Origin of the sequence: Patulibacter brassicae (genome assembly GCF_033949425.1) — a bacterium.
Taxonomy (GTDB): Bacteria; Actinomycetota; Thermoleophilia; order Solirubrobacterales; family Solirubrobacteraceae; genus Patulibacter; species Patulibacter brassicae.
This window is the reverse complement of the sequence record NZ_JAXAVX010000003.1, coordinates 272,871-299,663: the sequence shown is the minus strand read 5'-3', so window position 1 is coordinate 299,663 and position 26,793 is coordinate 272,871. Positions and strand designations below refer to the sequence as shown.

The 26,793-nt window shown below is 76.9% G+C and carries 20 protein-coding genes; 9 read left to right on the top strand and 11 right to left on the bottom strand.

What is annotated here, in order from left to right; translation table 11 throughout:
• Positions 1–20 precede the first annotated feature (20 nt).
• Positions 21–1,079, top strand: a complete 1,059-nt coding sequence (locus SK069_RS09005) for a Gfo/Idh/MocA family protein (RefSeq protein ID WP_319953881.1) — start codon at positions 21–23, stop codon at positions 1,077–1,079.
• Positions 1,076–2,434, top strand: coding sequence for a nucleotide sugar dehydrogenase (locus SK069_RS09000; RefSeq protein WP_319953880.1), 1,359 nt, complete (start codon positions 1,076–1,078; stop codon positions 2,432–2,434). Before SK069_RS09005 ends, SK069_RS09000 begins: the two co-directional genes overlap by 4 nt.
• Before the next feature lie 659 nt (positions 2,435–3,093).
• On the opposite strand, the gene SK069_RS08995 is transcribed toward SK069_RS09000, so the two are convergent.
• The 9 genes from SK069_RS08995 to SK069_RS08955 all read right to left on the bottom strand — a co-directional run bounded on the left by SK069_RS08995 (position 3,094) and on the right by SK069_RS08955 (position 13,830).
• Entirely contained in the window at positions 3,094–3,468 is a 375-nt protein-coding gene (locus SK069_RS08995; RefSeq protein ID WP_319953879.1) for a VOC family protein, read from the bottom strand.
• 508 nt (positions 3,469–3,976) lie between these two features.
• Entirely contained in the window at positions 3,977–5,293 is a 1,317-nt protein-coding gene (locus SK069_RS08990; RefSeq protein WP_319953878.1) for an MlaD family protein, read from the bottom strand.
• Positions 5,290–6,933, bottom strand: a complete 1,644-nt coding sequence (locus SK069_RS08985) for an MlaD family protein (RefSeq protein WP_319953877.1) — start codon at positions 6,931–6,933, stop codon at positions 5,290–5,292. Before SK069_RS08985 ends, SK069_RS08990 begins: the two co-directional genes overlap by 4 nt.
• Positions 6,930–8,318, bottom strand: a complete 1,389-nt coding sequence (locus tag SK069_RS08980; RefSeq protein WP_319953876.1) for an MlaD family protein — start codon at positions 8,316–8,318, stop codon at positions 6,930–6,932. The genes SK069_RS08985 and SK069_RS08980 overlap by 4 nt, the downstream gene beginning before the upstream one ends.
• The gene (locus SK069_RS08975) at positions 8,312–9,574 is read right to left on the bottom strand and encodes an MlaD family protein (protein ID WP_319953875.1); all 1,263 of its coding nucleotides are present in this window, start codon (positions 9,572–9,574) and stop codon (positions 8,312–8,314) included. The genes SK069_RS08980 and SK069_RS08975 overlap by 7 nt, the downstream gene beginning before the upstream one ends.
• Complete coding sequence (locus SK069_RS08970; RefSeq protein WP_319953874.1) at positions 9,571–10,836, bottom strand: MlaD family protein; 1,266 nt, start codon at positions 10,834–10,836, stop codon at positions 9,571–9,573. The genes SK069_RS08975 and SK069_RS08970 overlap by 4 nt, the downstream gene beginning before the upstream one ends.
• Positions 10,833–12,176, bottom strand: a complete 1,344-nt coding sequence (locus SK069_RS08965; protein ID WP_319953873.1) for an MlaD family protein — start codon at positions 12,174–12,176, stop codon at positions 10,833–10,835. Before SK069_RS08965 ends, SK069_RS08970 begins: the two co-directional genes overlap by 4 nt.
• Positions 12,173–12,991 (bottom strand): MlaE family ABC transporter permease, encoded by an 819-nt coding sequence (locus tag SK069_RS08960; protein ID WP_319953872.1) that lies wholly within the window; start codon positions 12,989–12,991, stop codon positions 12,173–12,175. Before SK069_RS08960 ends, SK069_RS08965 begins: the two co-directional genes overlap by 4 nt.
• Positions 12,988–13,830, bottom strand: coding sequence for an MlaE family ABC transporter permease (locus SK069_RS08955; RefSeq protein WP_319953871.1), 843 nt, complete (start codon positions 13,828–13,830; stop codon positions 12,988–12,990). The genes SK069_RS08960 and SK069_RS08955 overlap by 4 nt, the downstream gene beginning before the upstream one ends.
• Before the next feature lie 282 nt (positions 13,831–14,112).
• Between SK069_RS08955 and SK069_RS08950 the strand changes: the two genes are divergently transcribed.
• The 3 genes from SK069_RS08950 to SK069_RS08940 all read left to right on the top strand — a co-directional run bounded on the left by SK069_RS08950 (position 14,113) and on the right by SK069_RS08940 (position 21,807).
• Entirely contained in the window at positions 14,113–16,563 is a 2,451-nt protein-coding gene (locus SK069_RS08950; protein WP_319953870.1) for a hypothetical protein, read from the top strand.
• 10 nt (positions 16,564–16,573) lie between these two features.
• Positions 16,574–19,507: an ABC transporter substrate-binding protein gene (locus tag SK069_RS08945; protein ID WP_319953869.1), complete on the top strand. Its 2,934-nt coding sequence runs from the start codon at positions 16,574–16,576 to the stop codon at positions 19,505–19,507.
• Between the two features lie 263 nt (positions 19,508–19,770).
• Positions 19,771–21,807: a hypothetical protein gene (locus SK069_RS08940; protein ID WP_319953868.1), complete on the top strand. Its 2,037-nt coding sequence runs from the start codon at positions 19,771–19,773 to the stop codon at positions 21,805–21,807.
• 47 nt (positions 21,808–21,854) lie between these two features.
• Here SK069_RS08940 and SK069_RS08935 read toward each other — a convergent pair whose 3' ends face one another.
• The gene (locus tag SK069_RS08935; RefSeq protein WP_319953867.1) at positions 21,855–22,967 is read right to left on the bottom strand and encodes a sensor histidine kinase; all 1,113 of its coding nucleotides are present in this window, start codon (positions 22,965–22,967) and stop codon (positions 21,855–21,857) included.
• Positions 22,964–23,650 (bottom strand): response regulator transcription factor, encoded by a 687-nt coding sequence (locus SK069_RS08930; RefSeq protein WP_319953866.1) that lies wholly within the window; start codon positions 23,648–23,650, stop codon positions 22,964–22,966. Before SK069_RS08930 ends, SK069_RS08935 begins: the two co-directional genes overlap by 4 nt.
• 86 nt (positions 23,651–23,736) lie before the next feature.
• Between SK069_RS08930 and SK069_RS08925 the strand changes: the two genes are divergently transcribed.
• From SK069_RS08925 to SK069_RS08910, 4 genes are read left to right on the top strand one after another with little or no spacing between them, the layout of a single operon-like run.
• Positions 23,737–24,333, top strand: coding sequence for a M15 family metallopeptidase (locus SK069_RS08925; protein WP_319953865.1), 597 nt, complete (start codon positions 23,737–23,739; stop codon positions 24,331–24,333).
• Entirely contained in the window at positions 24,330–24,905 is a 576-nt protein-coding gene (locus tag SK069_RS08920) for a hypothetical protein (protein WP_319953864.1), read from the top strand. Before SK069_RS08925 ends, SK069_RS08920 begins: the two co-directional genes overlap by 4 nt.
• Positions 24,902–25,999, top strand: a complete 1,098-nt coding sequence (locus SK069_RS08915; RefSeq protein WP_319953863.1) for a peptidoglycan-binding protein — start codon at positions 24,902–24,904, stop codon at positions 25,997–25,999. The genes SK069_RS08920 and SK069_RS08915 overlap by 4 nt, the downstream gene beginning before the upstream one ends.
• The gene (locus SK069_RS08910) at positions 25,996–26,775 is read left to right on the top strand and encodes an ABC transporter ATP-binding protein (RefSeq protein ID WP_319953862.1); all 780 of its coding nucleotides are present in this window, start codon (positions 25,996–25,998) and stop codon (positions 26,773–26,775) included. The genes SK069_RS08915 and SK069_RS08910 overlap by 4 nt, the downstream gene beginning before the upstream one ends.
• Positions 26,776–26,793: the final 18 nt, after the last annotated feature.

Genomic DNA, 26,793 nt, shown 5'->3' with positions numbered 1-26,793 from the left:
AGGTCCGTAGGCTCCCCGGGGTGAGCGCGACCACCGCCGCCCCCCGGCCGCTGCGCGGCGCGATCGTCGGCCTCGGGATGATGGGCCGCCACCACGCGCGGCTCCTGCAGACGTCGGGCCTGACGACGTTCGTCGGCGCCGTCGATCCGGGCGGCGACCGGCACGGGGCGGTCGCCGATCCGGCGCTCGTCTTCCCGACCGTCCGGGCGCTCCTGGACCACGACCCGGCGAGCGCCCCGGAGCTCGCGGTCGTCGCCGTCCCGACCGAGGAGCACGTGCCCGCGGTCCTCGAGCTCGTCGCCGCCGGGGTCTCCGTCCTCGTCGAGAAGCCGCTGGCCGAGGATCCCGCGCGGGCGCGCGAGCTCATCGCCGCCGTCCGCGCGGCCGGCGTCCAGGGCGCCGTCGGGCACGTCGAGCGCTGCAACCCCGCGCTGATCGAGCTGCGCCGCCGCGCGCAGGCCGGCCAGCTGGGCCAGGTCTTCCACGTCGCGACGGAGCGGATCGGCCCGTTCCCCGACCGGATCCGCGACGTCGGGGTCGTGAAGGACCTCGCGACGCACGACCTCGACCTCGTCGGCTGGCTCGGCGGCGGCCCCGTCGTGACGCTCGCCGCGCAGACCCAGCACCGGATGGGCCGTCGGCACGAGGACCTCGTGAACGTCGTCGGGCGCCTCGCCCACGGGACGACCTTCACGACGATGGTCGACTGGCTCTCGCCGACGAAGGTCCGCCGCACGCGGGTCCTCGGCGAGCGGGGGATGCTCGTCGCCGACACGCTGACGGCCGACCTGACCTTCTACGCCAACGGCGAGGTGACGTCGGAGTGGGACGCCGCTCGGACGCTGCGCGGCGTGAGCGAGGGCGACGTCACCCGCTACGCGCTCTCGCGGCGCGAGCCGCTGCTCGTCGAGCTCAAGGGCTTCTGCGCCCTGGTCCGCGGCGACGAGCAGGCGGCGGTCGTCTCGCTCGAGGAGGGGCTGGCGGCCGTCGAGCTCGCCGACGCCGTGCTGCGCAGCGCCGCGGAGGGCGAGACGGTGCACGTCGCCCCGGGCGGCCATGCGACCGGAGCGGCGCGATGAGGGTCGTCGTCGTCGCCCTGGGGAAGATCGGCCTCCCGCTGGCCGCGTTCGCCGCCGGCCGCGGCCACGAGGTCGTCGGCTGCGACATCGACCGTGGCGTCGTCGCGCTCGTGAACGACGCGCAGGAGCCGTTCCCGGGGGAGGGCGGGCTCGCGGAGGCCCTGGCGGACGCCGTGCCGGCGGGACGCCTGTCCGCCACGACGGACACCGTCGCGGCGATCGCCGCCGGCGGTGGAGCCGACCTCGTGCTCGTCGTGCCGCCGCTGATCGTCGACGCCGACGCCCAGCCGGACTGGCGCGCGATCGACGCGGCGCTGACCGCCGTCGGCGCCGGCCTCGCGCGCGCCGCGCAGGAGGGCGGCACCGCCGCGGGGCCGGACGGGGAGCCGCCGAGCATCGTCGTCGAGACGACCCTGCCGGTCGGCTCCACGCGCGCGCGGGTCGCTCCGCTGCTCGAGCGGATCTCGGGCCTGCGGGAGGGCGTCGACTTCCACGCCGCCCACAGCCCCGAGCGCGTCTACAGCGGACGGATCTTCCGGGACCTCGAGACGTACCCGAAGCTCGTCGGCGGCCTCGACCCGGCCGGCGAGGCGCGCACCGCGCAGCGCTACCGCCGGCTGCTCAACGGCGAGGAGGCCGCAGCCCGGCCCGCGACGGAGGACCCGATCGAGGTCCGGTCGCTCGGGGGCGCGGAGGCGGCCGAGCTCACGAAGCTCGCCGAGACGACGTACCGCGACCTGAACATCGCCTTCGCCAACGAGCTCGCCCAGCACGCCGACCGGATCGGCGTCGACGTGCAGGCCGTCATCGACGCGGCGAACTCGCAGCCCTTCAGCCACATCCACCGGCCCGGCGTCGCGGTGGGCGGGCACTGCATCCCGGTCTACCCGCGCTTCTACCTCGCCGGCGACCCCGGGGCGAGCCTGCCCGCCGCCGCGCGCGCGGTGAACGAGGCGATGCCCGCCTACGCGGTCGGCCTGCTGGCCGGGCTGCTCGACGGCGACCTGCGGGGCCGGACGGTGCTCGTGCTCGGCGCCGCCTACCGCGGCGACGTGAAGGAGACGGCCTTCAGCGGCGTCTTCGGCCTGCGCGACGCGCTCGCGGCGGCAGGCGCCCGCGCCGTCGTCGCCGATCCGCTCTACGCCGACGAGGAGCTCGAGGCGCTCGACCTCGAGCCGTGGCGCGGCGGCCCGGTCGACGGCGCGATCCTCCAGGCCGACCACGCCGCCTACCGGACCCTCGTCCCGGCGGACGTGCCCGGTGCGCGCGCGGTGGTCGACGGCCGCGGCGTGCTGGACACCGATGCGTGGCACGCGGCCGGGATCCCGGTGCGGCGCATCGGCGCCGGTCGCTGAGGGTCCTCGCCGCGGTCGTGCACGTGCGATCCCGGGGCGGCGTCGCGGTCGCGGTCCTGGGTCCTGGTCCTGGTCGCGGCCCGGGGCCTCCCGGTCGAGGTCCGCGCGGGGAGCCGGGCGCCGTCGCGCGTTCGCCGTCCCGGGGAGTCGGGCGCGGCGGCACGACGTGGTCCGGGCCGACGGAAGTGACGGACGCTCGTCGGCGGGGCGGCGCCGACGGCGGTCGGTCGTGTCGTGCGTCGGTCTCGTCGCTCGGGCGATGGCGAGAGCGACGAACGACAGGACATGCGTGCGGCTCGTCCTGCTCGCCGCCGGGTAGGCGGCGAGATCGACGTCCTGCAGGTGGGACGCCGAGTCGGGTCCGCTCTGCGGCGCCGCTCTCCGTCGCGTCCTGTCGTGCGCCGCCTTCGCCCGCGCCGGGACGCCCCGCCCTGCGGGGCGGATGAGTCAGGGCGGCGGTCGGTCGTGTCGCGCGGAGATCTCCTGGCGGCCGCGACGGCGAGGATGCGCACCGCCCGGTGCCGCGCGCGTCGGGGTGCGGCGTCGCTGCGCGTCAGGCTGCGGCGTCGCGCCAGTCGCGGTGCGGCGTCGCTCCGCGTCGAGGACGCTGTGCCGCCTCGAGCCGTGCTCCACCCGCGCCGACGCCGTCGGCGCCCGGCTCAGACCTCCATCACCGACAGGACGTTCCCGGCCGGGTCCGTGAACCACGCGATGAGCGGACCGCCGCCGCGGTGGATGCCGAGGTCGTCCTGGTCCATCGCGTCGTAGCGCTCGAACGTCACGCCGCGCTCGGCGAGGCCGCGGACGGTGGCCTCGATATCGACGACCGGGAAGTTCAGGACGGTGAACGTCGCCGGGACGTGGTCGTCCTTCGCGTAGAGCAGGACGCCGCGGCCTCCCGCGTCGAGCTCGAGGATGCCGGGCATCGCGTCGTCGGGGAGGACGCGCAGGCCGAGGGCCGTGCCGTAGAAGCGGGTCGCGGCGTCGACGTCGTCGATCGAGTAGCCGCTGAACGCGGCGCTGTGACGGAGCACGGAGGACCTCCGGCGGTCGTTGGCGGACCGTCCGGGACGGGCGGCCTCGTCAGGAAGGACCGTCGCCGGCGCGGGGAATCATCGGTCGGTGCGCTCACGCGTCCCGCCCTGCGGCCTCGTCCGGCCGATGGGCGTCGCGGCGTGGCCGGGCCGGTCCTCGTCGTGCGGCGCGTCCCGGCGACCGGCCTTGCGACACCGGCGGGCCGGTCTTGGTCGTGCGTCCTCGCTCGCCGCGCGGCCTCGCGACGTCGGCGTCCCCGGTCCCGACTTCGCGGCCTCGTCCGGCAGGCACGCTGGCGTCGCCCGTCGGTCTCGAGGCCGGTGCGGCCGCGAGGACGTCGAACGGCACGGCATGCGCGCGGCTCGTCGTGGTCGCTGCCGGGTGAGCCCCGAGATCGACGTCTTGCAGGGAGGACGCCGCGTCGGGGACGCCCCGCCGCGCCGGTCCGTCGTGTCCTGTCGTGCGCCGTGCGGCGCACGACAGGATCGGACGGCCCGCGCGGCGCGGTCAGCGGCTCGCGGGCGGGAGCTCCGGCGAGACCGGGGCGGGCGTCGCGCGCAGGCGCGGGAAGTCGCCGGCGCGGTAGGGCTGGTTGTCGGCCGCGTCGCCCGGACCGGTGTAGGCGTTCGTCGCCAGGCCGTCCTTCATCCCCAGGAGCGTCGCGGGGTCGAAGAAGACGAAGAACCGCGCCCAGCGCCCCTTCGCGTCGCCGTTCGTGCCGATCGCCGCGGTGTTCGAGAACCATGCCGCGATCGTGCGCTTGCGGGGCTCGAAGTACCGGGTCATGGTGGCGGCGTTCGCGAGCACCGGCTCGGCGAGGCGGGTCACCGGACCGGCGGCGTCCAGGACGGCGGGCGCCCGGTCCAGCACCGGGTCCGCGGCGCGCCGCAGGCCGGCGGCGCCGCGCAGGACGCGGTCGGCGTCGCGGGCGACCGCCGGGACGCGGCGGGTCGCTGCGGCCAGATCGGGCGCGGCGGCGCGCGCGTCGGCCACGAGGCGCCGGGCCTCGGGGACGAGCGGATCGGCGTCGGCGAGCGTCCGGCGGACCGCGCGCAGCAGCCGGGGCGCCTCGACGACCGTCGCGCGCAGGTCCTCGTGGCCCGCGGCCGTCGCGCGCAGCGTCCGGTCCGCGCCGGCGACGAGGGACCCGAGCCGCGCGCGCCGCGCGGCGAGCTCGCCGGCCACGCGCCCTCCGGCGTCGACGATCGACGCGACGTCGTCGGCCTGCCCGCCGAGCACGTCGCCGAGCCGGTGCAGGCCCCCCACCGCGTCGCGGACGCCGGCGATCGCGCCGGCGATCTCGGCGTCGGCCTCCGGGGACGCCGTGCCCTCGCCCCACGTCCGCGTGCTCGCGGCGAGGTCGCGCCGGGCGGACGGCGAGAGCGCCTCGAGCGCCTCGTCGACCTCCACCGAGGGGCGGATCGCGCCGGCCGCCAGCGTCGCGCCGGAGCGCAGCGCAGCGGCGTCGCGGGGGCCGGGGACGACGTCGACGTAGGCCTCGCCGAGCGCGGTCTTCGTGCCGACGCGCAGCGTCGTGCCCCGCCGCGGCACGACGTCCTCGACGTCGAAGGCGACCGTCAGGGCGGCCGACCCGCCCGCGCGGCGGATCGTGCGGACGTGCCCGACGCGCACCCCGCGCAGCAGCACGTCGGAGCGCACGGTCAGGCCCTGGCCGTCGGGCAGCGACGCTCGCAGGAGGAACGGCTCGGACACCCGGATCGCCGGACCGCCGAAGCGCGCGCCGAGCACGAGGAAGATCGCCGCGGCGAGCGCGAGGAAGCCGGCGAGCAGCAGCAGGCCGCCGCGGGTGGCGCGCGGGCTCATCGGGAGCCTCCCAGGAGGGTCGAGAGGGCGCGGCGCGCGGCGGCGGCGCGGTCGCCCTGCGCGTCGCGGTCCACCGCGCCTCCGGCGGGGGAGCGGCCCGACCCCGCGGGGGGACGCACGCCGTCGGCGGCGCGCCGGGCCGGGGCGTCCGCGGCCCGACGCTCCGCCGCCCGTGCGCGACCGTCGGCCGTCGCGCGCGACGACCCGGTCGCGGTGCCGCCGGCCGCCGTCGCGGCGCCGGAGGCGCCCCGCACCGCCGCGTCCTGGAGCCCCGGGACGAGGAACGGCAGGAGGCACGCGAACGCGTTCTCGCGGCACGCGCGCAGGGAGGCCCGTACCACCTGGTCGGCTGCTCGCTGCCGCCCCGCGCCGGACCGGGCGCTCGCCCCGAAGCCGAAGTTCGCCGGGTTGAACGTCTCGAAGAACCCGAGTCCCCGCAGGAGCGTGCCGTTCGCGTCGGCCGTCGAGAAGATGCCGCTGAAGCGCTCGCCGAGCAGGCCGATGCCGTCCGCGTGGCGGTCGATCGGCGCGAGCGTGGGATCGACGCGCTCCACCGCCGGCTGCAGGGCGGGCGCCGACGTCCGCAGCACGGCCGCCGTCTGCGCGGCGCCGGCCGCGGCGCGGTCGCTGCGCGCCACCGCCTGCGCCGCGTCCCGGAGCGTCGCGTCGAGCGACGGCAGCGCGGTGCGCACGGCGCGCAGCGTGGCCGGCAGCTCGCGCGCCACCGGCCGCAGGCGCTGCAGCGCCGGGTTCAGATCGGTGCCGAGGTCGCCGAAGGCCGTCACCGCGGCGCGCGTGCTGCGCAGCGTGCCGGGCAGCGCGGCGACCGTGCGGCGCAGCGCCGCCGACTGCCGGCCGGTCACCGTCAGGGTGCTGCGCGCGGCGGCGATCGCCCGGCGCAGCTCCTGGTCGTGGCGCCCGGAGGCGGTGAAGAGGACGTCGAGGTGCCCGACGAGGCGCGTGAGCAGCGACCGGCGGCGATCGAGCGCGCCGAGCACCCCGTCGGCGTTGCGGGCGACCGGCTCCAGGTCGCGCAACGCGGCCGCGAGGGCGCTGCCGCGCCCGTTCCCGATCCCGGCGGCGAGCTCGCCGATGAGGAGCTGCAGCGAGGTGCGGGTGTCGGCGTCGAGCGTCGAGACGACGCGGCTGGCAGGGACGCTGGCCGCGGTCCGGGAGGCGGGGATCCGGTCGCCGTCGCGTAGCGGGCGCCCGGCGCGGGGGCCGGGCGAGAGCTCGACGACGAGCTGGCCGAGCTGCGAGCGCGGCCGGACGATCGCGCGAGCGCCCTCGCGGACCTTCCCCAGTGCGTCGTCGTCGAGCCGGATCCGGGCGATCGCGCGGCCCCCCTCGTGCTCGACGCCGAGCACCCGCCCGGACGCCACGCCGGCCACGGTCACGAGCGAGCCGTCCGCTCCGCGCAGGCCGCCGCCGTCGTCGAAGGCGAGCGTCAGCCGGGCGCCGTCCTGCGCGAAGGGCCAGCGCTCGTTGAGGGCGAGCGTCCAGCCGACGAGCGCGACGCCGACGAGCACGAGCACGACGAGCAGCGTGCGGCCCAGCGGCGGCAGCACGCCGCCGGCGGTGCGCGAGGCGACGCGGCCGCGCCGCGCCTCGGGGAGCGGATGGCGGTCGTCGACGCTCACGGCGTGCAGAGCTCCAGGCTCGAGAGCAGCTGGGCGATCTGGGGATTCGACGCCCGGACGTCGCCGCAGGGGGGCAACGGCGCGCCGATCCCGGTGAGGAAGCGGATGCCGAAGCGCATGAAGTGGCCGTCGCCCAGCGACGACTGACCCGGGCGCTGGAAGGCGCGCGAGGCGCCACCGCCGCCGGCGAACATGTTGAGGAACGCGAGGTACGACGGGAGCTTCAGCGTCGGGGTCGGTCGCTCGAGCGCGGGCAGCAGCGAGCCGTCCAGGCGCCGGGCCACGGGGCGCAGGGTCGCGGCGAGCCGCTGCGCGTCGCCGGCCGAGGCGGCGCCGTCGCGCAGCGCGGCGCGCAGGTCGCGGACCCACGGGTTCGCGACCGCGGCCACGCGCGCCACCCGCCGCGTCGTCGGTCGCGCCCGCTCGAGCGTCGGGGCGACGTCCGGCAGCCCGGCACGGAGGTCGCCGGTGAGCCCGTCGAGGCGCTCGAGCGTCACGTCGGCGTCCGCGGAGCCCCGTCGGACCGCGCGCAGGCTCGCGGGCAGCGCCGCGAGCGTCGCGCGCAGGGCGCCGTCGCCGCGGGCGGCGACGGCGGTGGCCGTCGCGTCGCGCAGGAGCGGCACGAGGTCGGCGGATCGCTCGGCGACGGCGTCGCCGGTGCGGGCGAGGCCGGCTACGGCGCGGCGCAGGGCGCGGCCGCCGTCCTCCGGGCCGCGGGCGGCGTCGGCGACGCGGCCCGTGCGGGCCAGCAGCGACGGCGCGCGGCCGATCGTGGTGCGGACGGCGTCGCTCGTCCGGCCGTCCGAGGCCCGCGCCAGGCCCTCGGCGTCGGCGCGGATCGCGGCGCGGGTCGGCGCGTCGGCCAGCCGCAGGACGCGGTCCATCGGCACGTAGACGGTCGTGCGCTCCACGCCGATCGGGCGGTCGCCGAGCGCCTCGCGCGACGACCCGGGGCCGAGCTCGACGTACGAGGTGCCCTCGAAGGCCAGGCGCGGCCAGACGGCGACCGTCGCGTCCGCGTGGACCGGTCCGGCGTCGCGGTCGACGCGGAGCGTCAGCTCGACCCGGCCCCGCCCGGCCCCGCCGAGCGCCCGGACGTCGGTGACCTCGCCCGCGGCGCTGCCGGCCACGCGGACCTCGCTCCCGGGGCGCAGCCCCGAGGCGTCCGTGACCTGGGCGCGGACGACGAGGTCGCGCGAGAACGGATTCGGTCGCTGCCAGCCGAGCAGCACGACCGCGGCGAGCACGAGCAGCGCCACGGCGCCTCGCACCGCCAGGCGCCGGCGGGACGGCAGGACGGTCGCGTCGGGCGCGTGCCCGGCCGCGGCCGCGCGGCGCCGCTCCGCGCGCTCGGGGTCCTCCTGCCGGGGGCGCCGACTCAGCACGGCTTGCGCTCCTTCGAGGCGGCACCGGGTGCGGGGTACGGGTCGCGTCCGTTGTGGCAGGTGAGGACCATCGAGAACCGGACGGCGCGGGCGCCCTTCGCCTGCCCGTCGTCGAAGCGGAAGTCGCCCCAGCGGGTGAAGCCGGTGACCGCCTCGACGATGTCCTCGCGGTAGGGCACGAGGAAGGACGAGAGCGGCCCGAGCGGCTCGGCGAGCGGCCGCAGCAGCGCGGCGGCCGGGCGCGCGTCGCGCAGCACCGGGGTGGCGGCGGCGAGCACCGGCGTGGCGCGATCGGCGAGCGCGGCGAACCGGCGCACGTCCTCGTCGCGCCCGAGCACCCGCTGCACCGTCGGCAGCGCGGTCCGCAGCGCCGCCGTCGCCGGGCGCAGGTCCTCGGCCGTGCGACCGGCCTCGTCGAGCAGGCGCGTCGCGCCCGGCAGCGTGCGGTCGATCCGGGCCTGGGTGCCCGGCAACGCCGAGAGGGTGGCGTCGAGCTCGGCGTCCGGCAGCGCCTCCAGCGTCGCCCGTGCGGCCGGCACGAGGGTCCGCAGCGTCGCCGGGTCGAGTGCGCCCAGCACGCCGTCGGCGTCGTCGAGCAGCCGGCGCAGGCCGCCCTCGCGGGGCACGGCGGCGGCGACGATCGGCGTCAGGGCACGCAGGGTCCCGGGCAGCTCCGCGAGCGTCGCGTTGAGCCGGGCGCCGCCCTCGCCCGACCGCAGGCCGCGCCCGAACGCGCCCACGGTGCGGCGGACGGCGCGGCGGGTCGTGGCGTCGAACGTCGCGGCGACGTCGCTGAGCTGGACGGCGGCGCGCACCGGGGTGCGCAGGGTCGCACCGTCCGCGAGCCGCGGGCCGTCGGTCGTCCCGGGGTCGAGCTCGACGTAGACGGCGCCCGCGACCCCGCGCAGGCGGACCCGGGCCGTCGCGTCGGCGCCGACCGGACCGTCGTCGAGCTCGAGCGTCGCCAGCGGCCCGCCGTCGGGGCCGCGCTCGACGCGCCGGACCGTGCCGGCCCGCTGCCCGGCGATCTTCACCTCGTCGCCGTCCTTCAGCAGGGGCGCGCCGGCGGGCACCGCGACCCGGATCGCGTAGGGATCCGAGAACGGGCCCCCGTCGATCGCGACGGTCGAGAGCCAGGCGACGATCGCGACGAGCGCCACGACGACGACGCCGAGGAGCGCGTCACGACGGCGACGGCGTGCGGGGTCCGCCGCGCGTGCCCGGCGGCTGCGACCGCTGACGGGACGGGTCGTCACTTGCGGCCTCCGGCCCGGTTGCGGGGGGCGAAGGCGTCCGCGAGGCAGTTCGGGCGGATCGGGACGCCGAACGCCTCGCACGAGAAGACCGCCGCGCCGCGCCAGTAGTTGCGGGCCGGGTCGGCGGTCGGGTCCAGCGGCTGGCGGCCGCCCTCCGCGCCCTGGTCGGCGAAGTTCACGAAGAAGCCGCGCGCCGTGGCCGGCGCGGCCTCCTCGGCGACGGCGAGGAACCGCGCGAGGTCGGGGGCGATCGCCTCACCGGCGCGCAGGCCGCTCGTGAGCGCCGCCAGCGTGGGCCCGCCCTCGGCCAGGAGCGTCCCGACCTGACGCAGCGCGGGTCGCAGGTCGCGGGTCGCGCGGGTGGTCGTCGTGAGGAACGGCCGGATCCGGCGGGCGCTCTCGGCGAGGCCGGGCGCGAGCGCGGCGAGGTCGGCGGCGACCGGGCGCAGGCGGCCGGCGGAGGTGGTCAGCGCGTCGGCGGCCCCGCGCAATCGCGCGACCGTCCCCGGCAGGCGCGCCAGCCCGGTGGCCAGCCGCCCGTCGTCGGCGGCCCGTGCGACGGTCCGCAGGCGGGCGTCGAGGGCGTCGATCGCCCGCTCGCCGTCGCCGCTCGTCGCGGCGAGGGCGCCGACGCTGCGCTCGGCGCTGGCGACGACCCGGCCGAGCGCGTCGTCCTGCGCGTCGAGCTCGCGCAGGACCCGGTCGCCGGCCCGCAGCGCGGGGCGCAGGGCCACGAGCGCCGCCGACAGGTCCGCGCCGCGGCCCGTCAGCGCGCGCCCGGCCTCGGCGAGCAGCGCCTGCAGGCCGTCGCGGGTCGGGCCGTCGAAGGTCTCCAGCAGCTCCTCGAAGCGCGGGGCGTTCACCGTCCGGGCGACGGGCAGCGGCCCGGTGAGCGGCGCGCGATCGCGGCCGGGCGAGAGGTCGAGCACGACGTCGCCGAGCAGGTCCGCGGGGCGGATCGCCGCCGTCGCGTCGCGGCGCGGGGCGGGCACGTCGTCGTGCAGCCGGACCGTCACGCGGGCGGTGCCGGCGTCGGTCAGGGCGATCCGCTCGACGCGCCCGGCCCTCGCCCCGGCGACGAGCACGTCGGCGTCGGGCACGAGGCCGCGGGCGTCGCGGAAGTCCAGCGCCACGCGCGGGCCCTCGCTGCCCCGGACGAGCCGGTCGACCGCGACGGCCGCGAGGAGCCCGATCGCGAGCGCGGCGACGAGCACGAGCGCCCCGGCGAGGCCGACGCGGCGGCGGGACGTGCCGGCGCTCACGGGCGCACCTCGCGCAGGGGCGGGCGGGTCGCGGCCGGCGTGGCCCCCGTCGGGCTGACGAACGAGGAGCGGTAGCCCGTCCACGGCTCGCCCTGCAGCGATCCGGGGACGCGCAGGAACGGCCGTTCGAGGTGCCCGGCCGCCTGCCCGTCCGGGGAGGCGACGCGGTTGGGCACCGGCGGCAGGATCAGCCCGACGCGGGCGCCGTGCCCGTTGGCGTCGTAGTTGCTCGTGAAGTCCGCCCAGTTCGAGAAGAACGAGAAGAAGTCCGGCATCCGGACGCGTGCCTCGTCGAGGATCGGCCCGCCGCGCTCCAGCGCGGGGCGCAGCTCGGCCAGCAGCGGCCGGGCCTCGTCGAGCAGCGGCACGAGAGCGCGCAGCTGCGCGGGGCCGTCGGCGGTGAGCCGCCGCGCCTGGCGCAGGACCGGCGCGGCGCCTTGGAGCGCGACGCGCGCCTCGGGGGCGATCGCGCGGGCCGCGCGGACCGCCGGACCGGCGTCCGCGACGAGCCGGCGCAGCGCGGGCAGCTGCCGGTCGAGCCGCGCGAGCGTCGCGCGGGGGGCGCGCAGGCCGCCCGGCAGCTCGCGCAGCGTCGCGCGCAGCGCCTCCTGCTCCGCCGCGGCGTCGCCGAGGGCGGCGGAGAGCGCGTCGACCGCCGTGCCGGTCGTGCCCGGCGCGGCGGCGAGGCTGCGCGTGACCTTCGCGGTGCTGACGACGACGTCGCGCAGCGCGGCGCCGTCGGCGGTCACGTCGCCGAGCACGTCGCTCGTCGCGCGCAGGCCGCGCCGGGCCCGGCGCAGCGACGCGGCGAGCGCCGGGCCGCGGTCGTCGGTGGCGCGGCGGGCGCCGCGGAGGATCCTCCGCACGTCGGCGCGGGTCGCGGGGTCGAGCGTCGCCAGGACGTCCTCGACCTCGACGGGCTGGTCGGTGCGCTCGCGGCCGAGCGTCGCCCCGTCGCGCAGCGCGGGCGCGCCGGCCGGGCCGTCCTCGATCGCCACGACCCGGTTGAGCTGGCCGCTGAGCGAGACGAGCCGGATGTCGGCGCGCGCGCCACGACGCACGACGCGCCCGTCGTCCAGGCGCAGCGTGACCCGCGGCCGCTCGGCGTCGAGCCGGATCCGCTCGACCGTGCCCACGTCGACGCCGCCGGCCTGGACCTTCGCGCCTTCGACGAGGCCGTTCGTCGACGCGAAGAGCGCGTCGAGACGGCGCCCGCCGTCGTCGCCGAGCACGCCGGTGGCGATGACGCCCACCGCGGCGCCGATCGCCACGAGGCCCCCGACGGCGACGACCCGCGCCCGTGATGGGCGCGCCGTCGCGGTGTCGACGCGGGGCGTCATCCGATCGGGATCCTGGAATTGGCTCCCCAGAACACGAGCGTGCCGAGCATCGAGATGGCGGTGACGCCGATGATCGAGACGGCCATCGACCGGGCGGTGGCCATGCCGACCTCGACCGGCCCGCCCTCCACGCGGTAGCCGTGGAAGAGCGCCACGAGCACGACCCAGACGGCGATCGCCATGCCCTTGATCACCGAGAAGAGCACGTCCCACTCGTCCTGGAAGGCGAGGAAGAAGAGCTTCCACGTGCCCGGCGAGACGTCGCCGAACCGGACGACGGACATGAGGTAGCTCGCGACGTACGCGGAGACGATCGAGAGCAGGTACGCGACCGGCAGGACGATCGCGCAGGCGACGAGCCGCGTGAGCGCGAGGTAGGCGAGCGAGCGCACGCCCATCGCCTCGAGCGCGTCGACCTCCTCGCCGACGCGCATCGCGCCGAGCTCGGCGACGATCCCGCAGCCGACCTTCGCCGCGAGGATGTAGCCGAAGACGAACGGCACGACCTCGCGCAGGCTGCACCAGGCGCTGAAGCCGCCGGAGATCGGGTCGAAGCCGAACGCCCGCGCCAGCGCGGTGGACTCCAGGCCGCACGAGCCGCCGGCGAAGAACGCGATCGCCATGATCACGAGCAGCGAGCCGGACGCGATCAGCGCGGCCTGGCGCAGCACCTCGCCGCCGAGGTGGCGCAGCCGCGGCAGCTCGCGCACGAGCTCGCCCGCGAACGTCACGAGGCTGCCGATCAGCGGCAGCAGCCCCTGCGAGCGCTCGATCGCCGGCGCGGCCGGACGTGGCTGACGGCGCGCGGTGCTCATCGCAGGACGTTCACCTGCGGGAACGCGGCGAGGAACCACTGGGTGTACGCGAGATTCACCGCGAAGACGGCGAGCAGGCTGCCGACGACCGCGCGGTTCACCGCCTGGCCGACGCCGTGGGCCCCGCCGGCCGCGTGCAGGCCGTGCCAGGCCGAGATGATGCCGATGAGGAAGCCGAACAGCCCGACCTTCACGACGCTCGCCGCGAGGTCGAGGAACGTCGCGTTGGCGACGAACGACTCGAGGAACGCGCCGGTCGTCCCGCCCATGATCCCGACGGAGGCGACGTAGCCGCCCGCGACGCCGAAGACGAGGGCGAAGACGTTCATCGCCATCATCACGACGACGATCGCGAGCGTCCGCGGGGCGACGATCGCCGCGACCGGGTCGACGCCGAGGACCTCCAGCGCGTCGAGCTCGCCGCGCACGCGGCGCGTCCCGAGCTCGGCGGTGAGCATCGTCCCGACCATCCCGGCCGCGATGCCGGCCGTCACGAACGTGCCGAACTCGCGCACGATCGAGACGACCATGAAGCCGCCCGCTCGGTCGATCGAGCCGAAGGCCTGGAGGAAGTTCCCGGCCTGCAGGCCCGGGCCCGAGAAGCCCCAGATCGCGACGGAGATCGTGATCGGCCAGAACGTCGTGCGGACGATCGTCACCGCCGACGACAGGAACTCGTGGCGCCACGCGAGGGGTGGTCGCGCGAGCTCGCGCAGCACGGCGATCGCCAGCGCGAGCATGCCGCCGAGCCGCGAGAGGTGCGAGACGCCGGCCTCGCCGACGCGGTCCGCGACGGCGGCCGGGCGCACCGCGGGCGCGGCCTCTGGGGCGGTGGTCACGGTGGCGGGCACGGGCGGGCGGGGCAGACGGTCGGCGGGTTCGCCGGTCGCCATCATGGCAAAAGACGCTAATCCGGGTCCGACTCTGCCAATATTCCGTCACAGACGTCAGGTATTCCCTGACGGCAGGCAACGATACCGCGAACATCGAACAGGCGGCCAGATTGCTTGAAATCTGATCCGTATGTACTGTTTCGCGCTCGACCGCTCGTCCGGGCGGTGCAGGACCCCCCGAAACTGGCGCGATCCCAGGGTCGCGCCACCAGGAGAGGCACACACGCAATGAACCCAATCCGAAGGGCGCTCCCCCGCAAGCGCCGCGCGGTCGCGGCGCTCGCCGCGCTCGTCGCGCTGGGCGGCGGGACGGCGCTCGCCACCTCCTCGGCCACGGCCGGGGACAACGACGCGGTGATCAGCGCCGAGTGGCTGTCGAACACGCTCAGCCGCGGCCTGAAGCTCGGCACCGTCGACAACAACACGATCCCCGGCGCGATCGAGCGGCGCGACAAGGCCAAGGCCGAGTGGACGGCCGCGGTCGCCCGCTACAAGGCCGCCTACGCCGAGGCCGAGAAGGCCTCCGGCCCCGATCGCGCGGCGAAGATCGCCGAGGCGAAGAAGCTCTACCCGGATCCCACGGCGAAGCCGGAGTACAACCTCGTCTGGTCCGGCAAGCAGAACGTCGCGGACATCAACGCCGACGTCATCTCGAAGCTCGTCCAGAACCTGACGATCAACCCGCAGGGCCTGCTCGAGATGCTCGGGCCGCAGTTCCTCCCCGGCCTCGACGGCTGGCAGGTCATCGACGTGCGCAAGCGCAACGTCGACGGCACGGAGAACCCCGACTACTCCAAGGTCGTGAACTTCGTCCAGCTGCCGCTGCCGTGGGGCGTCGAGAACGAGCCGCACCACATGCAGTACGAGTGGGAGGACGGGGACCCGGTCATCGCCGGCGCGCTCTTCGTGTCCACCACGCACGTCCTCGACGTCTCGGACATCCCGAACGTCAAGCTGAAGAACCAGATCCCGCTCACGGGCGTCGGCTACTCGATCCCGGACGCGTACGACGCGGTCGGCGACGGGCGCTTCATCGGCACCTACATGGGCGGTCCGATCGCGAACTTCGGCGGCTCGCCGGGCGCGCTCGCCGTCTTCAAGCCGAACAAGAACCTCGGCCTCACCGTCGAGAACGTCGTCCCGGGCGGATACATCCTCGCGGCCGGTGGCCTCGGCAAGAACGAGGGCGGCGTCCCGGAGCCCTGCTCGGGCGCCGAGGGCCGGCCGCTCGGCACGTGCGCCAACCCGCACGGCATCCAGGTCCGGGCCGACCTCAAGACGGTCGTGACCTCTGACTACGCCGAGCCGCGCGAGATCGTCCTCGATCCGGTCAAGACGGTCAGCAAGTACGCCTTCCGCCCGACGATCCGCACCTGGGACATCTCGAACCCGGGCGCGCCGAAGCTCAAGTCGGTCGGCCACGTCCCGAAGGGGTGGCGCGAGCCGGCCCAGCGGGCGCACGAGAACTACGGGATCATGGAGAACGCCAAGACCTGGCCCGTGACCCCCGCGTACCCCTCGACGCTCGAGTCGAAGGGCGCCTTCGCCGGCTCGATGTGCGGCGGCGGCATCTTCTTCACGCCGGACATCACGAAGCTCAAGGGCGACTCGTCCAAGCAGTGGATCCAGGTGTGGGACGACGGCCTGTCGAACCTGCTCTCCAAGAGCAGCTCCGACGGCGACGCGAGCAAGTTCCTCGACCAGCCCGGCGACTGCGCCGGTGGTGCCTGGCACCAGGTCTCGCGGAACAACAAGTGGTTCTTCCGCTCCGTCCAGGGCCGCAACCCGGGCTCGGACAACTACTTCGATCGCGGCGCGACGAAGCAGATCTACAACCTCGACATCGAGCCGCTGATCAAGTCGGCCCAGGACGGCAAGGTCGAGTGCGACCTGACGAACGGGATCGACACGAACGGCGACGGCAAGAAGGACCTGACGGCGATCCAGGCGGTGCACAAGCTCGCCAAGGGCGAGACGCTCGTGGACTGCCCGCGGTTCATCAACGCGCTCGAGGTCCACGACAACACGACCGGCGGCCCGCACTGGGCGGCGCTGGACAACCACAGCTACACCCCGGACGGCTACCCGACCCGGCTCGTGTTCTCGAACTACTTCGTGTCGCGGACCGGCGTCGACGGTGACCACCGGTACTACCTCGTCGACATCGACAAGGACGGCAAGCTGTCCTACGACGAGGACTTCCGGGACGAGAAGACCGGTGCCCTGGGCATCAACTTCAACCGGCGCAACTGGCCGGGGTCCCCGGACGCGGGCTTCTACAAGCCGCACTCCATGCTGTGGGTGACGCCGCCCGGCATCTCGAAGAAGAACGAGGCGCCGCTGCCGATCCTGCCCGACGCCGCGCCGGCCGCGGTCAAGGCGAAGATCAAGGTGACGGGGCAGAAGACGGCCCTGCGCACCCTGAAGCGCAAGCGCACCGCGAAGGTCCGCGTGAAGGTCTCCGGGGCGAACGCCACCGGCGTCCGGATCCAGGTCGTCCGCGGTGGCAAGGTCGTCGCCCGCTCGAAGGCGCGCACGATCAAGGCCGGCAAGACGGTCACGGTCACCGTGACCCGTGCCACCGGCAAGGGCTGGACGTCCCGCGCTCGCGCGACGTTCACCGCGGCCGGCAAGGGCCCCGACGGGAAGCGCGTGGCGCACCGCCTGACGGTGCGCTGAGGCCCGACGCATGAGCACGAGCCGCCCCCGGGCGCTCGGCGAGACGCGGCCGCGGTGGTCCTCCACCGCGGCCGCGGCCGTCCTGGCGCTCCTCACCCTCGCGTTGCTGCTCCCGGCAACGGCGTCGGCGCATCCGTCGCTGGTGCAGTCCGCCCCGCTGGGCGGGCTCTCCAGCGAGCGGCCGCCCGCCGCGGTGCGGCTCGCGTTCACCGAGAAGGTCATCGCCCGCGGATCCTCGATCGAGGTCCGCGGGCCCCGCGGCGCGCGCATCGCCTCCGGGCGGCCGCGGCTGGAGAAGGGCACCGTCCTCTCCGCGCCGCTGCCGGCCGGGCTGCGCTCCGCCGTCTACGACGTGCGCTGGGTCGCCCTCGGCGCCGACGGGCACACGACGAGCGGCAGCTTCCGCTTCGGCGTGTCCGGCAAGAACGGCGCCCCGCCGCCGGGGGCCGAGCGCCTCGCGGGCGGCAGCTCCACCGGCCTCGGGGCCCGCGGCTCCGAGGACGTCCAGAACGAGGGCTGGTTCGAGCTCGCGGTGCGCTGGCTCGGCCTGCTCGGCGCCGCGACGCTGCTCGGCGGCGTCCTGCTGCGCCGCCGGACCCGCCGGCTGGACCGCTCGGCCGCCGATCGCGACCGCGAGCACCGCCGCTGGCAGCGGATCGCGGTCGTCGCCCTCGCCCTCTCCCTCTTCGGGGCCGCCGAGGCCGTGGCGGTGCTCGCCACCGCCGGTGTCGGCGACCCCTCGTTCGCCCTGCTGACGGGCAACGGCAACGGCCGGGTCGCGCTCCTGCGGCTCGTCCTCACCGCGGCCCTCGGCGCGGCGGCGCTCGTCGCGCGATCCCGCTCGGGCCGCGTGGGCGGGACCGATCGCAGCGACGTCCTGCTCGGCCTGGCCGGTGCCGCCTCGCTGGCGGCCTACGGCCTCGACGGCCACGTCCAGGGCCTCGACGGCGGCGTCCTCGTGGCGGCCGTCGTCGGCGCCGCGCACGGGCTGGCCGCCGGGGTCTGGGCGGGCGGCCTGCTCGCGCTGCTCCTCCTCGGCGGCGGACGGCCCGCGATCCGCGCCTACGCCCCGCTGGCCATCGGCGCCGTCGCCGTGCTGTCGGTCTCCGGCGTCGTCGCCGCCCTGCGCGAGCTCGACGGGTGGTACGCGCTGCGCTGGAGCGACTACGGCCGGATCCTCGCGGTGAAGGTCCTCCTGGCGCTCGCCACCGTCGCCCTCGGGTGGCGCGTCACGCGGAAGCTCCGCGCCGACGCTCCGGACGCGGCGTCCGACGCGCCCCGCCGGATCCTCCGCGTCGAGGCGCTCGGGGCGGTGGCCATCCTCGCCCTCGCCGCCGTGATCGCGGGCCTCGTGCCCGGCCGCGGGCAGCCGACGGCCGCGCAGCAGGGCAACATCCTCGGCGGACCGGCGCTGGCGACCTTCGCCACCGGCGGCGCGCTCGCGCGCGTCACCGTCGCGCCGGCCGAGCCGGGCGCCAACGTCCTGGCGGTCCTGCCCGCGACCCTCAAGGAGGGCACCGCGGCCCGTGCGCCGAAGCGGATCACCGCGCGCCTGCGCTGTGCGTGCGCGAAGGGCGAGATCCGGGCGACGCTCACGCGGGGCGCGGGCGGCACGTGGTCGGCGCCCGTGCGCCTGCCCGCCTCCGGCGCGTGGTTCGCGTACCTCACCGTCGGCGACGAGGACGAGGCGACCCCGGTCGCGCTCGCGATCGGGGACGTGCGCGACGGCGGCCCGGCCCCGCGGACGGTCGTCCAGACGGCCGACCTCTCCGGCGCGGGCAACCGCACCTGCCGGGCGCACGCGCAGGGCGCGTCGCTGGCGATCGGCCGGCTGAACGCGCGCGGCGGCATCGACGGGCACCGCAAGGTCGTCCTGCGGACCGTCGACGACGGCGGCTCGCCCGAGCGCGCCGCCGAGATCGTCCGGGAGGCGCGGGACGACGGCGCGATCGCGCTGCTGTCGCCGTGCGGCGCGGGCTCCGGGGGCGCGCTGCGGGCCGCGGGCGACCTGCCGGCGGTCGTCGGCGAGCCCGGGACGCCGATCGTCGAGGGCAAGCGGATCTTCCGCACCGCGGGCGACCCGCGCAGCGAGGGCATCGGGATGGCGAAGTTCGTCGCCGAGCAGGGCCCGACGTCGCGTCCGGGCGCCCCGCTCGTGATCACGTACGTCGCCCCGGCCCGACCGACGGCGGCGAGCCGCGCGCGGCTCGCGGGCCTGCAGGAGGGCGTGCGCGGGTCCCGGATCCGCGTCCGCGTCCTGCCCGGATCGACCGTCGCCGACCAGGACGACCTGGCCCGGGCGATCGACGCCCGCAACCAGCTCGTCTCGGTCCTCGACGGCGACGCGGCCGATCTCGCCCCCGCCCTGCGACGGCTCGGGGACGACCGCCCGCAGTTCGCGAACAACCTCATCGTCGCGCCGTCGACGCTGCTCGACGAGCGGTTCATCGTCGACAGCGGGTCGCTCGGCCGGGAGGGCGCGATCGCGCCGTTCTCCGAGGTCCAGCTCGGGTCGCGCGACGCCGAGGCCTACGCGAACATCGTCGGCCTGCTGCTGCCCGGCGAGCGACCGTCGATCGCCGGCCTGCGCGGCTACGTCGCGGGCCTCGCGCTCACCGAGGGGCTCGCCGACGGCAGCGACGCCGGCGACGTCGAGGCGCGCCTGCGCCGGCCCAAGCGGTTCACCGACGCCCTCGTCGTCCCGTGGCGCGCGGACGCGCGCTCCGCGGGGGCCCCGTTGTTCCAGCTCGTCCAGGCGACGTTCCTGCCGCAGAACCTCATCCCGCAGCAGGCCGGCGGGTCGTCGTTCGCGGGGCGGTTCTTCGTCGACGGTGCCTGGTCCCCGCTGCAGGGCCGGTCCTACGGCCCGCAGATCCAGGGATTCGAGTCGAGCCCGGCGCCGGCACCGCCGGTCTCGCCCGGTCAGCAGTACCCGACCGGCTGAGGACCTCTCTCGGTTTCAGGTGGAGTCGTGGTGGTCGGCGACCGAGGAGGTCGTCCTGGACGCCCGAGAGCCAGGTCGGGACCTGACGGAGGGCGTTCGGGGCGAGATCCGATGTGTCGCCGGCCGCCACGGACCGCGTGAAACCGAGAGAGGTCCTGAGGCTCCCTGGCAGGACCGAGCCACCCGCGCGGAGCCCCACGGCCTCGCGCGGGTGGTCCGGCCCGTGCGTCCCGCGAGCCCCGTGGGGCCGTACCCTGACCGTCGTGCACGCCGTGGCCGACGCGTCCCCACCTGCGCCGCCGGCCGGACGCGGTGCGCGGCTGCGCGCATGGTGGCCCGCGATCGGCGTGGCCGTCCTGGCGCTCGCGGCGCTCGTCGCGCTCGGCACGGCGCGCGCGCGGTTCGACGGCGCGCTGCCGTGGCGCGACGGCCTGCGCACGACGGTCGCGGCGCTGCTCGTCGTCGCCCTGCCGGGCGTGCCGCTCGCTCGCCGCTGGACGCCGCCGTCGCTCGAGCGGCTCTGGCCGGTCCTCGTGCTGCCGCTGGGCCTCGTCGGCGGCACGCTCGCCCTGACCGTCCTGGCGCTCGTCGGCCTGCGGCCGCGGCCGGCGACGCTCGCGCTCGTCCTGCTGACGCTCGCGCTGCTCTGGCGCGATCGCCGCCGACCGGTGGCACCCGCCGACTGGCCGGCGTCGCTGGCGCTGCTGGCCGGCGCGGCGGCCGCCGGGGCGCTCGCGCTGCTGCCGCTGGCGTACTTCGGCGGCCTCGCGCCGTCGGGCAACAACCCCGACGCCCATCAGGTGATCGGCGTGGTCTGGTTCCTGCAGGAGTCGCACCCGCTGGCGGTGAACGCGGCCACGGCACTGGACCAGCTGCCCCCCGCCTGGGCCGGCCGGTTCCCGATCTTCCTGCCGCTCGCCGCGGCGACCGAGGCCGCGCTGACCGGCCCGATCCAGATGTTCACGCCGTTCGTGGCCGTCCTCGCCGCGACGCTCGCGCTGACCGCGGGCCTGGCGGCGACGATCGCGCTGCGACTGCCGGCCTGGGCCGGCGGCGTGGTGGCCGTCGCGGTCGGTGGCTCCGCGGCGACGCTCTACTCGCTGCTGCACCCCTACTACAACCAGGTCTGGGGCATGACGCTCCTGAGCGCCGCCGTCGCGATGACCTGGCTCTGGCTGCGCGACGACGACGACCGCGCCGCGCAGCTCGCGGTGGCCTTCACCGTCCTGGGGATGATCGCCTACCCGACGACGCTGCCCTACGTCGCGCTCGCCGGCGCGGCGATCGCCGTCGGGGCGCGGCGCCGCCCCCGCCTGCCGGAGGGCGCGCGCCGGCGGCTGCGCCGCTGGTGGTGGGTGGCGCTCGTCGTCCTCGGCCTGCCGGTGCTGTGGGCGATCGGGAAGATCGTCGGCGTCCTCGGGCAGTTCCTCGACGGGAGCCAGACGTTCTGGCAGGGGGACGTCAACACGTTCGCGCCCCACGCGGCGGCCTACGGCATCGATCGCGACTGGCTGTGGCTGCCGGTGCTCGTCGCCGTGGTCGCGGTCGGGGCGGTCTGGCGGGCCGTCGGACGCCGCCACGCGCTGGCCTGGGCCGGCGTCGCCGTCGCGCTGCTCGCCGTCGACCAGCTGCTGCGGGACCGCCCGACGGCCGCCTACGCCGACTACAAGCACGTGACGTTCACGGCCCTGCTGCTCCTGCCGCTGGCCCTCGGCGGCGCCTTGGCGGCGCTGCGGACGCGGCGTCCGGCCTGGATGGCCCTCGGGGCGGTCGTCCTCGTCGCGTGGGCGGTCCCGGCCGTGGGTGCGGCGCGCGAGCAGCTGTCGCGGTCGGAGGTCAACGCCACGGGCGACCTGCAGCAGATCGGCACCTGGAGCGACCGGCTGCCGCGCGGCGCGTCGATCCTCGTCGACCTCCCGGCCTCGGGCTTCCAGCTCTGGGCGACGCTCTTCCTCGCCGCGAACCACCCGCTCGCGGCGACCGACCCCGTCTCGAGCGACACGACGTACTCCGTGCCGCCGCGCGGGCAGCGGGCCGACTTCGTGCTCGGCCTGCGCCGGGACCTCGCGAGCGACCGGCCGCTGCCGGCTCCGCGGTGGGCCGCGGGCCGGCCGGTGGTCGCCAACCGCCGCTACGCGATCTGGCGGATGCGCCTGCCGGGCCGGGAAGCCGCGCGGATCCCGCAGCGGGCGTCGCGCACGCTCGTCCTGCCGCACCCGCTGAGCGCCTGGGGCACGCGCCGCCAGGCGATGGGCCAGCTGACGGTCACCCCGTCGCTGGTGCCGGGCGGCATGTTCTGACCGTCGCCCTGCCGCGCGTCCGCCGTCCCGCCGGGGCCGGACCCCGATCAGCGACCGGGACCCCCGTCGACGGGCAGCTCGACGGTGGCGCGGAAGCCCCCGCCGGGCCGGGCGGCGAGCACGAGCCGGCCGTCGTGCGCCTCGGTGATGCTGCGGACGATCGCCAGGCCCAGGCCGACGCCCGCGTGCGCACCGCCGCGGACCCGGCTCGTGCGCCGCACGAAGGGCTCACCGAGCGTCGCGACGAGCTCCGGCGCGAGCGGCTCGCCCGTGCTCTCGACCGTGAGCGTCGCCCGCTCCCCGGTCGCGGCGGTGGTCACCCATGCGCGACCGCCGTGGGGCAGGTTGTGGACGATCGCGTTGTGGACGAGGTTCGCGGCGACCTGCAGCAGCAGGGCGGGCGAGCCGCGGACCGGGGTCGCGTCGCCGGTGGCCTCGAGGGCGACGCCGTGGCGCTCGGCGAGCGGCAGCAGCGTCTCGACCGCCTCCTCCGCGAGCAGCGACAGGTCGACGGGCTCGCGGACGAACGACCGCTGATCGGCGCGGCTGAGCAGGAGCAGCGCCTCGGTCAGCTCGATCGCGCGGGCGTTCACGACGTGGAGCCGCTCGACGAGCTCGGCGTCGTGGAGCGCGGGATCGCTGCGCGCGACGTCGAGCAGCGTCTGCGTGATGGCCAGCGGCGTGCGCAGCTCGTGCGACGCGTTGGCGGCGAACCGCTGCTGCTCGGCGACGTGCGCCTCGAGCCGCGCGAGCATCGCGTCGAAGGCGTCGGCGAGCTCGCGGAACTCGTCCTGACGGCCCTTGAGGCGGATCCGGTGGGCGAGCGATCCACCCGCGGCGACGCGGGTGGCGCTCGTGATCCGCGCCAGCGGCCGGAGCATCTGGCCGGCGAGGATCCACCCGCCCACGAGGCCGAAGACGAGCAGCGCGCCCAGCGCGATGGCGGCCTTCGGCACGAACGCGTCGAGCAGGTCCGAACGGGTCGGTCCCGTGATGAGGACCGAGCGACCGGGGGGCATCCGCCGGTCGGCGATGTCGGGGACGTACCGCAGGAGGAAGACCCACACGACCGCCAGCAGCAGCGCCCCGGCGAGCATGAGGAAGCCCGCGTAGCTCAAGGTGAGCTTCCACCGGACGCTCAGCCCGGGCGCACGCGTCACGCGCCGGCCTCCGCGCGACGCGCGTCCGGATCGATCCGGTACCCGACGCCCGCGACGGTGGCGATGACCCACGGCTCCCCGAGCCGCTTGCGCAGCGCCGAGACGGTGATCCGCACGGCGTTCGTGAACGGGTCGGCGTGCTCGTCCCACGCGCGGTGCAGCAGCTCCTCCGCGCTCACGACGCCACCCTCCGCCGCGACGAGGACCTCGAGCACGGCGAACTGCTTGCGCGTCAGGGCGACGTAGCGGCCGTCGCGGTAGACCTCGCGCCGGAACGGGTCCAGGCGCAGGCCGGCGATCTCGCGCACCGGCGGCCGGTGGTGGGCCCGACGGCGGTCCAGCGCGCGGAGCCGCAGGACGAGCTCCTGCAGCTCGAACGGCTTGGTCAGGTAGTCGTCGGCGCCGAGCTCGAAGCCCGACGCCTTGTCGTCGAGCCGGTCGGCCGCCGTCAGCATGAGGATCGGCATCCCGCTGCCGGACGCGACGATCCGCGCGGCGATCTCGTCGCCGGTCGGCGGGGGCACGTCGCGGTCCAGGACGGCGATGTCGTAGTCGTTGACGTGCAGGAGCCGCAGCGCGGCCTCGCCGTCTCCCGCGACGTCCGCGGCGATCGCCGCGAGGCGCAGGCCGTCGCGGATCGCCTCCGCCATGTACGGCTCGTCCTCGACGACCAGCACCCGCATGCCGGCGAGGCTAGCGGCGGGGCATATCGCCGGCGTATCGGAAACGGCCTACGCCGGGGCAACGCGTCGCCGCCTTGGATGGCCGCATGCCCTCTCCCGCAGATCCCCGGTCGATCGCGCGCCGCCGTCGCGGGACCCGTCTCGCCGTCGCGGCGATCGCCGGCGCGACGGGCGTCGCGGCGCTCGGCCATCAGCTCGCGTCCTCGGCGGCGCTCCCGACCGCCACCGCCGCGCTGGCGCCCCTCGCGCGCCGCGCCGCGCCCCCCTCCGCCACGGCGGCGCCCGCGGGGACCGCCGGGCTCGCCCCCGGCCTCCGCCGGGCGCTGCGACGAGCGGCGTCCGATGCCGCGGGCGCGGGCCTCCGGCTCTCCGTCACGAGCGGACGCCGCACCCCCGAGCATCAGCGACGGCTGCTGCGCGAGGCGATCGCGCGGTACGGCTCGGCGACCGAGGCCGCGCGCTGGGTCGCGACGCCCGAGACGTCGGCGCACGTCTCCGGCGACGCGGTCGACATCGGTCCCGCCGCGGCATGGCGCTGGCTCGGCGATCACGGATCCCGCTACGGCCTGTGCCGGATCTACGACAACGAGCCCTGGCACTTCGAGCTGCGCCCGGCCGCGGCGCAGCGCGGCTGTCCGGCGACGTACGCCGATCCGACCCACGATCCGCGGATGCATCGATGAGCCCGCGCCTGCGCGACCGCCGGGCCCGCGGACGCCTCGCGCGTCGGCTGCTCGCCGCGGCCGCCCTCGCGGCGGTCGGCGTCGCGGGCAGCGGCTGCGCGTCGTCGGAGCCCGGTGCGGCCGGCGACGGCCCGAGCGGCGGGCGGTCGGCGACCAGCGCCACCCGCGATCAGGCCGTCCGCTTCGCGCAGTGCATGCGCGAGCACGGCGTCCGCGCCTTCCCGGACCCGGACGCGTCGGGCGAGCTGACCGTCGACGGCGTCGTCAACGGGACCGCGATCGACACGAGCGGACCGCCGTGGACGTCGGCCCTCGCCAGCTGCGAGGACCTGCAGCCGGCGGGGTTCACCGGGCACGAGCGCAGCGCCGCGCAGCAGCGGGGCGCGCTGGCGTTCGCCCGGTGCATCCGCGTGCACGGCGTCGCGGACTTCCCGGACCCCACGCCGGACGCGCCGCTCGTCGACACGCGCCGGATCCCGTCCGCCGCCACGGACGCCGGCATGCGCGCGCTGAACGCCGCGATGGGCGCGTGCGGGCGGCAGGCCGGGGACGCGGGGGTGAGCGCGCCGTGAGCCGCCGGACCCGGGTCCCGATCGGCGCCGCCGTCCTGACGACCGCGGTCGCGGCGCTCGGCGTCGTCCGGGCGACCGGATCGGACGACGCGACCGCGGCCGGCGGCGCGCCGCCACCGGCGACGGCGGCCGTCGAGCGGGGACCGCTCTCGGCGACGGTCTCCCTGAACGGGACCCTCGCCCACCGCGGCGACGAGGACGGCGCGGCCTCCCCGGTGATCAACCACGCGGCCGGCACGTACACCCGGCTGCCGGCGATCGGCGACCGGATCGGGTGCGGCGAGGTCCTCTACCGCGTCGACGACGAGCCGGTGCTGCTGCTCTGCGGCGCGCTGCCGGCCTACCGCGACCTGGCGATCGGCGACCGCGGCCGCGACGTGCGGCAGCTCAACCGCGAGCTCCACCGGCTCGGCGACGACCGCGCCGCGGGCGTCGCCGTCGATCCGGACGACCACGACTTCACCTGGAGCACCCGAGCGGCGCTCGTGCATCGCCAGCACCGCGTCGGGGCCGAGGCGACCGGGAGGGTGGACCGCGCCGCGGCGGTCGTCCTGCCGCGGGCGGCGCGGATCGCCGGCACCGTCGGCACGCTCGGCGGCGCCGCCCGGCCCGGGGCCACCGTCGCGCGGGCCACGAGCGACGAGCTCGAGGTGCAGGTCGACCTCGAGCCGTCCCAGCAGGGGCAGGTGCGCCGCGGCGACCGCGTCCGCATCACGTTGCCGGGCAACCGGTCGACGACCGGCCGGGTGGCCCGGATCGGGAGCGTCGCGCGGACCGCGGACGAGGACGGCGACGTCGGCACCGCGACGATCCCGGCCGCGATCCGGCTCGACGACCGGCGGGCGGCGCACGGGCTCGACCAGGCCCCGGTCCGGGCGGAGATCGTCACCGCCGGCGTCGCGCGAGCGCTGAGCGTCCCGGTCACGGCGCTCGTCGGACGGACCGGCGGCGGGCTCGCCGTCGAGGTCGTGCGCGCGGACGGCGGCCGCGGGCTCGTCGCGGTGCGGATCGGGCTGGTCGACGCCACCGCCGGCCGGGTCCAGGTCGAGGGCGCCGTGCGCGCGGGCGATCGCGTCGTGGTGCCGTCGTCATGACCGGTTCCGCCGTCCTCGAGCTGGAGGAGGTCACGAAGGTCTACGGCGAGCGGTCCGACCGGTCGCCGGTCCCGGCGCTCCGCGGGGTCTCCTTCGCCGTGCGCGCCGGCGAGCTCGTGGCGATCGTCGGACCGTCGGGATCCGGCAAGTCGACCCTGCTGCACGTGATGGGCACGCTGGAGCGACCGAGCAGCGGCGTCGTGCGGATCGACGGCGTCGACGCGGCCGGACTCGACGACCGGGCGCTGTCGCAGCTGCGCGCGCTCCGGATCGGGTTCGTCTTCCAGCGGTTCTTCCTGTCCGAGCACGCCACGGTGCGGGAGAACGTCGCCGACGGGCTGCTCTACGCCGGGGTGCCGGCCGTCGAGCGCCGGCGCCGCGCGGAGGAGGCGCTCGACCGGGTGGGCCTCGCCGACCGCGCGGGCTCGACGCCGCCGCAGCTCTCCGGCGGGCAGCGGCAGCGCGTGGCCATCGCGCGGGCCCTCGTCGGCCGGCCCGCGGTCGTGCTCGCCGACGAGCCGACCGGCAACCTCGACAGCGCCACCGGGGCCGCGATCATGGCGCTCCTGCACGAGCTCCACGCCGACGGCGCGACGATCCTCGTGATCACCCACGACCCGGCGCTCGCCGAGCGACTGCCGCGCCGGATCCGGATGCTCGACGGCCGGGTCGCGGCCGACAGCGGCGACCCTCGCGCGCCCCGGGACCCGGAGGGGCGGCGCGGCCGCGAGGGGCGGCCGAGCGACGACCCGGGCGGGACGGGAGCGGCGACGTGAGCGCGCCGGTGCGACTGC

Bases quoted from the DNA above. Each gene is read 5' to 3' on its own strand.
- SK069_RS09000 (WP_319953880.1), top strand. From the start codon at position 1,076: ATGAGGGTCGTCGTCGTCGCCCTGGGGAAGATCGGCCTCCCGCTGGCC.
- SK069_RS08990 (WP_319953878.1), bottom strand. From the start codon at position 5,293: ATGAGCCCGCGCGCCACCCGCGGCGGCCTGCTGCTGCTCGCCGGCTTC.
- SK069_RS08965 (WP_319953873.1), bottom strand. From the start codon at position 12,176: ATGACGCCCCGCGTCGACACCGCGACGGCGCGCCCATCACGGGCGCGG.
- SK069_RS08960 (WP_319953872.1), bottom strand. From the start codon at position 12,991: ATGAGCACCGCGCGCCGTCAGCCACGTCCGGCCGCGCCGGCGATCGAG.
- SK069_RS08950 (WP_319953870.1), top strand. From the start codon at position 14,113: ATGAACCCAATCCGAAGGGCGCTCCCCCGCAAGCGCCGCGCGGTCGCG.
- SK069_RS08945 (WP_319953869.1), top strand. From the start codon at position 16,574: ATGAGCACGAGCCGCCCCCGGGCGCTCGGCGAGACGCGGCCGCGGTGG.
- SK069_RS08930 (WP_319953866.1), bottom strand. From the start codon at position 23,650: ATGCGGGTGCTGGTCGTCGAGGACGAGCCGTACATGGCGGAGGCGATC.
- SK069_RS08925 (WP_319953865.1), top strand. From the start codon at position 23,737: ATGCCCTCTCCCGCAGATCCCCGGTCGATCGCGCGCCGCCGTCGCGGG.
- SK069_RS08920 (WP_319953864.1), top strand. From the start codon at position 24,330: ATGAGCCCGCGCCTGCGCGACCGCCGGGCCCGCGGACGCCTCGCGCGT.
- SK069_RS08910 (WP_319953862.1), top strand. From the start codon at position 25,996: ATGACCGGTTCCGCCGTCCTCGAGCTGGAGGAGGTCACGAAGGTCTAC.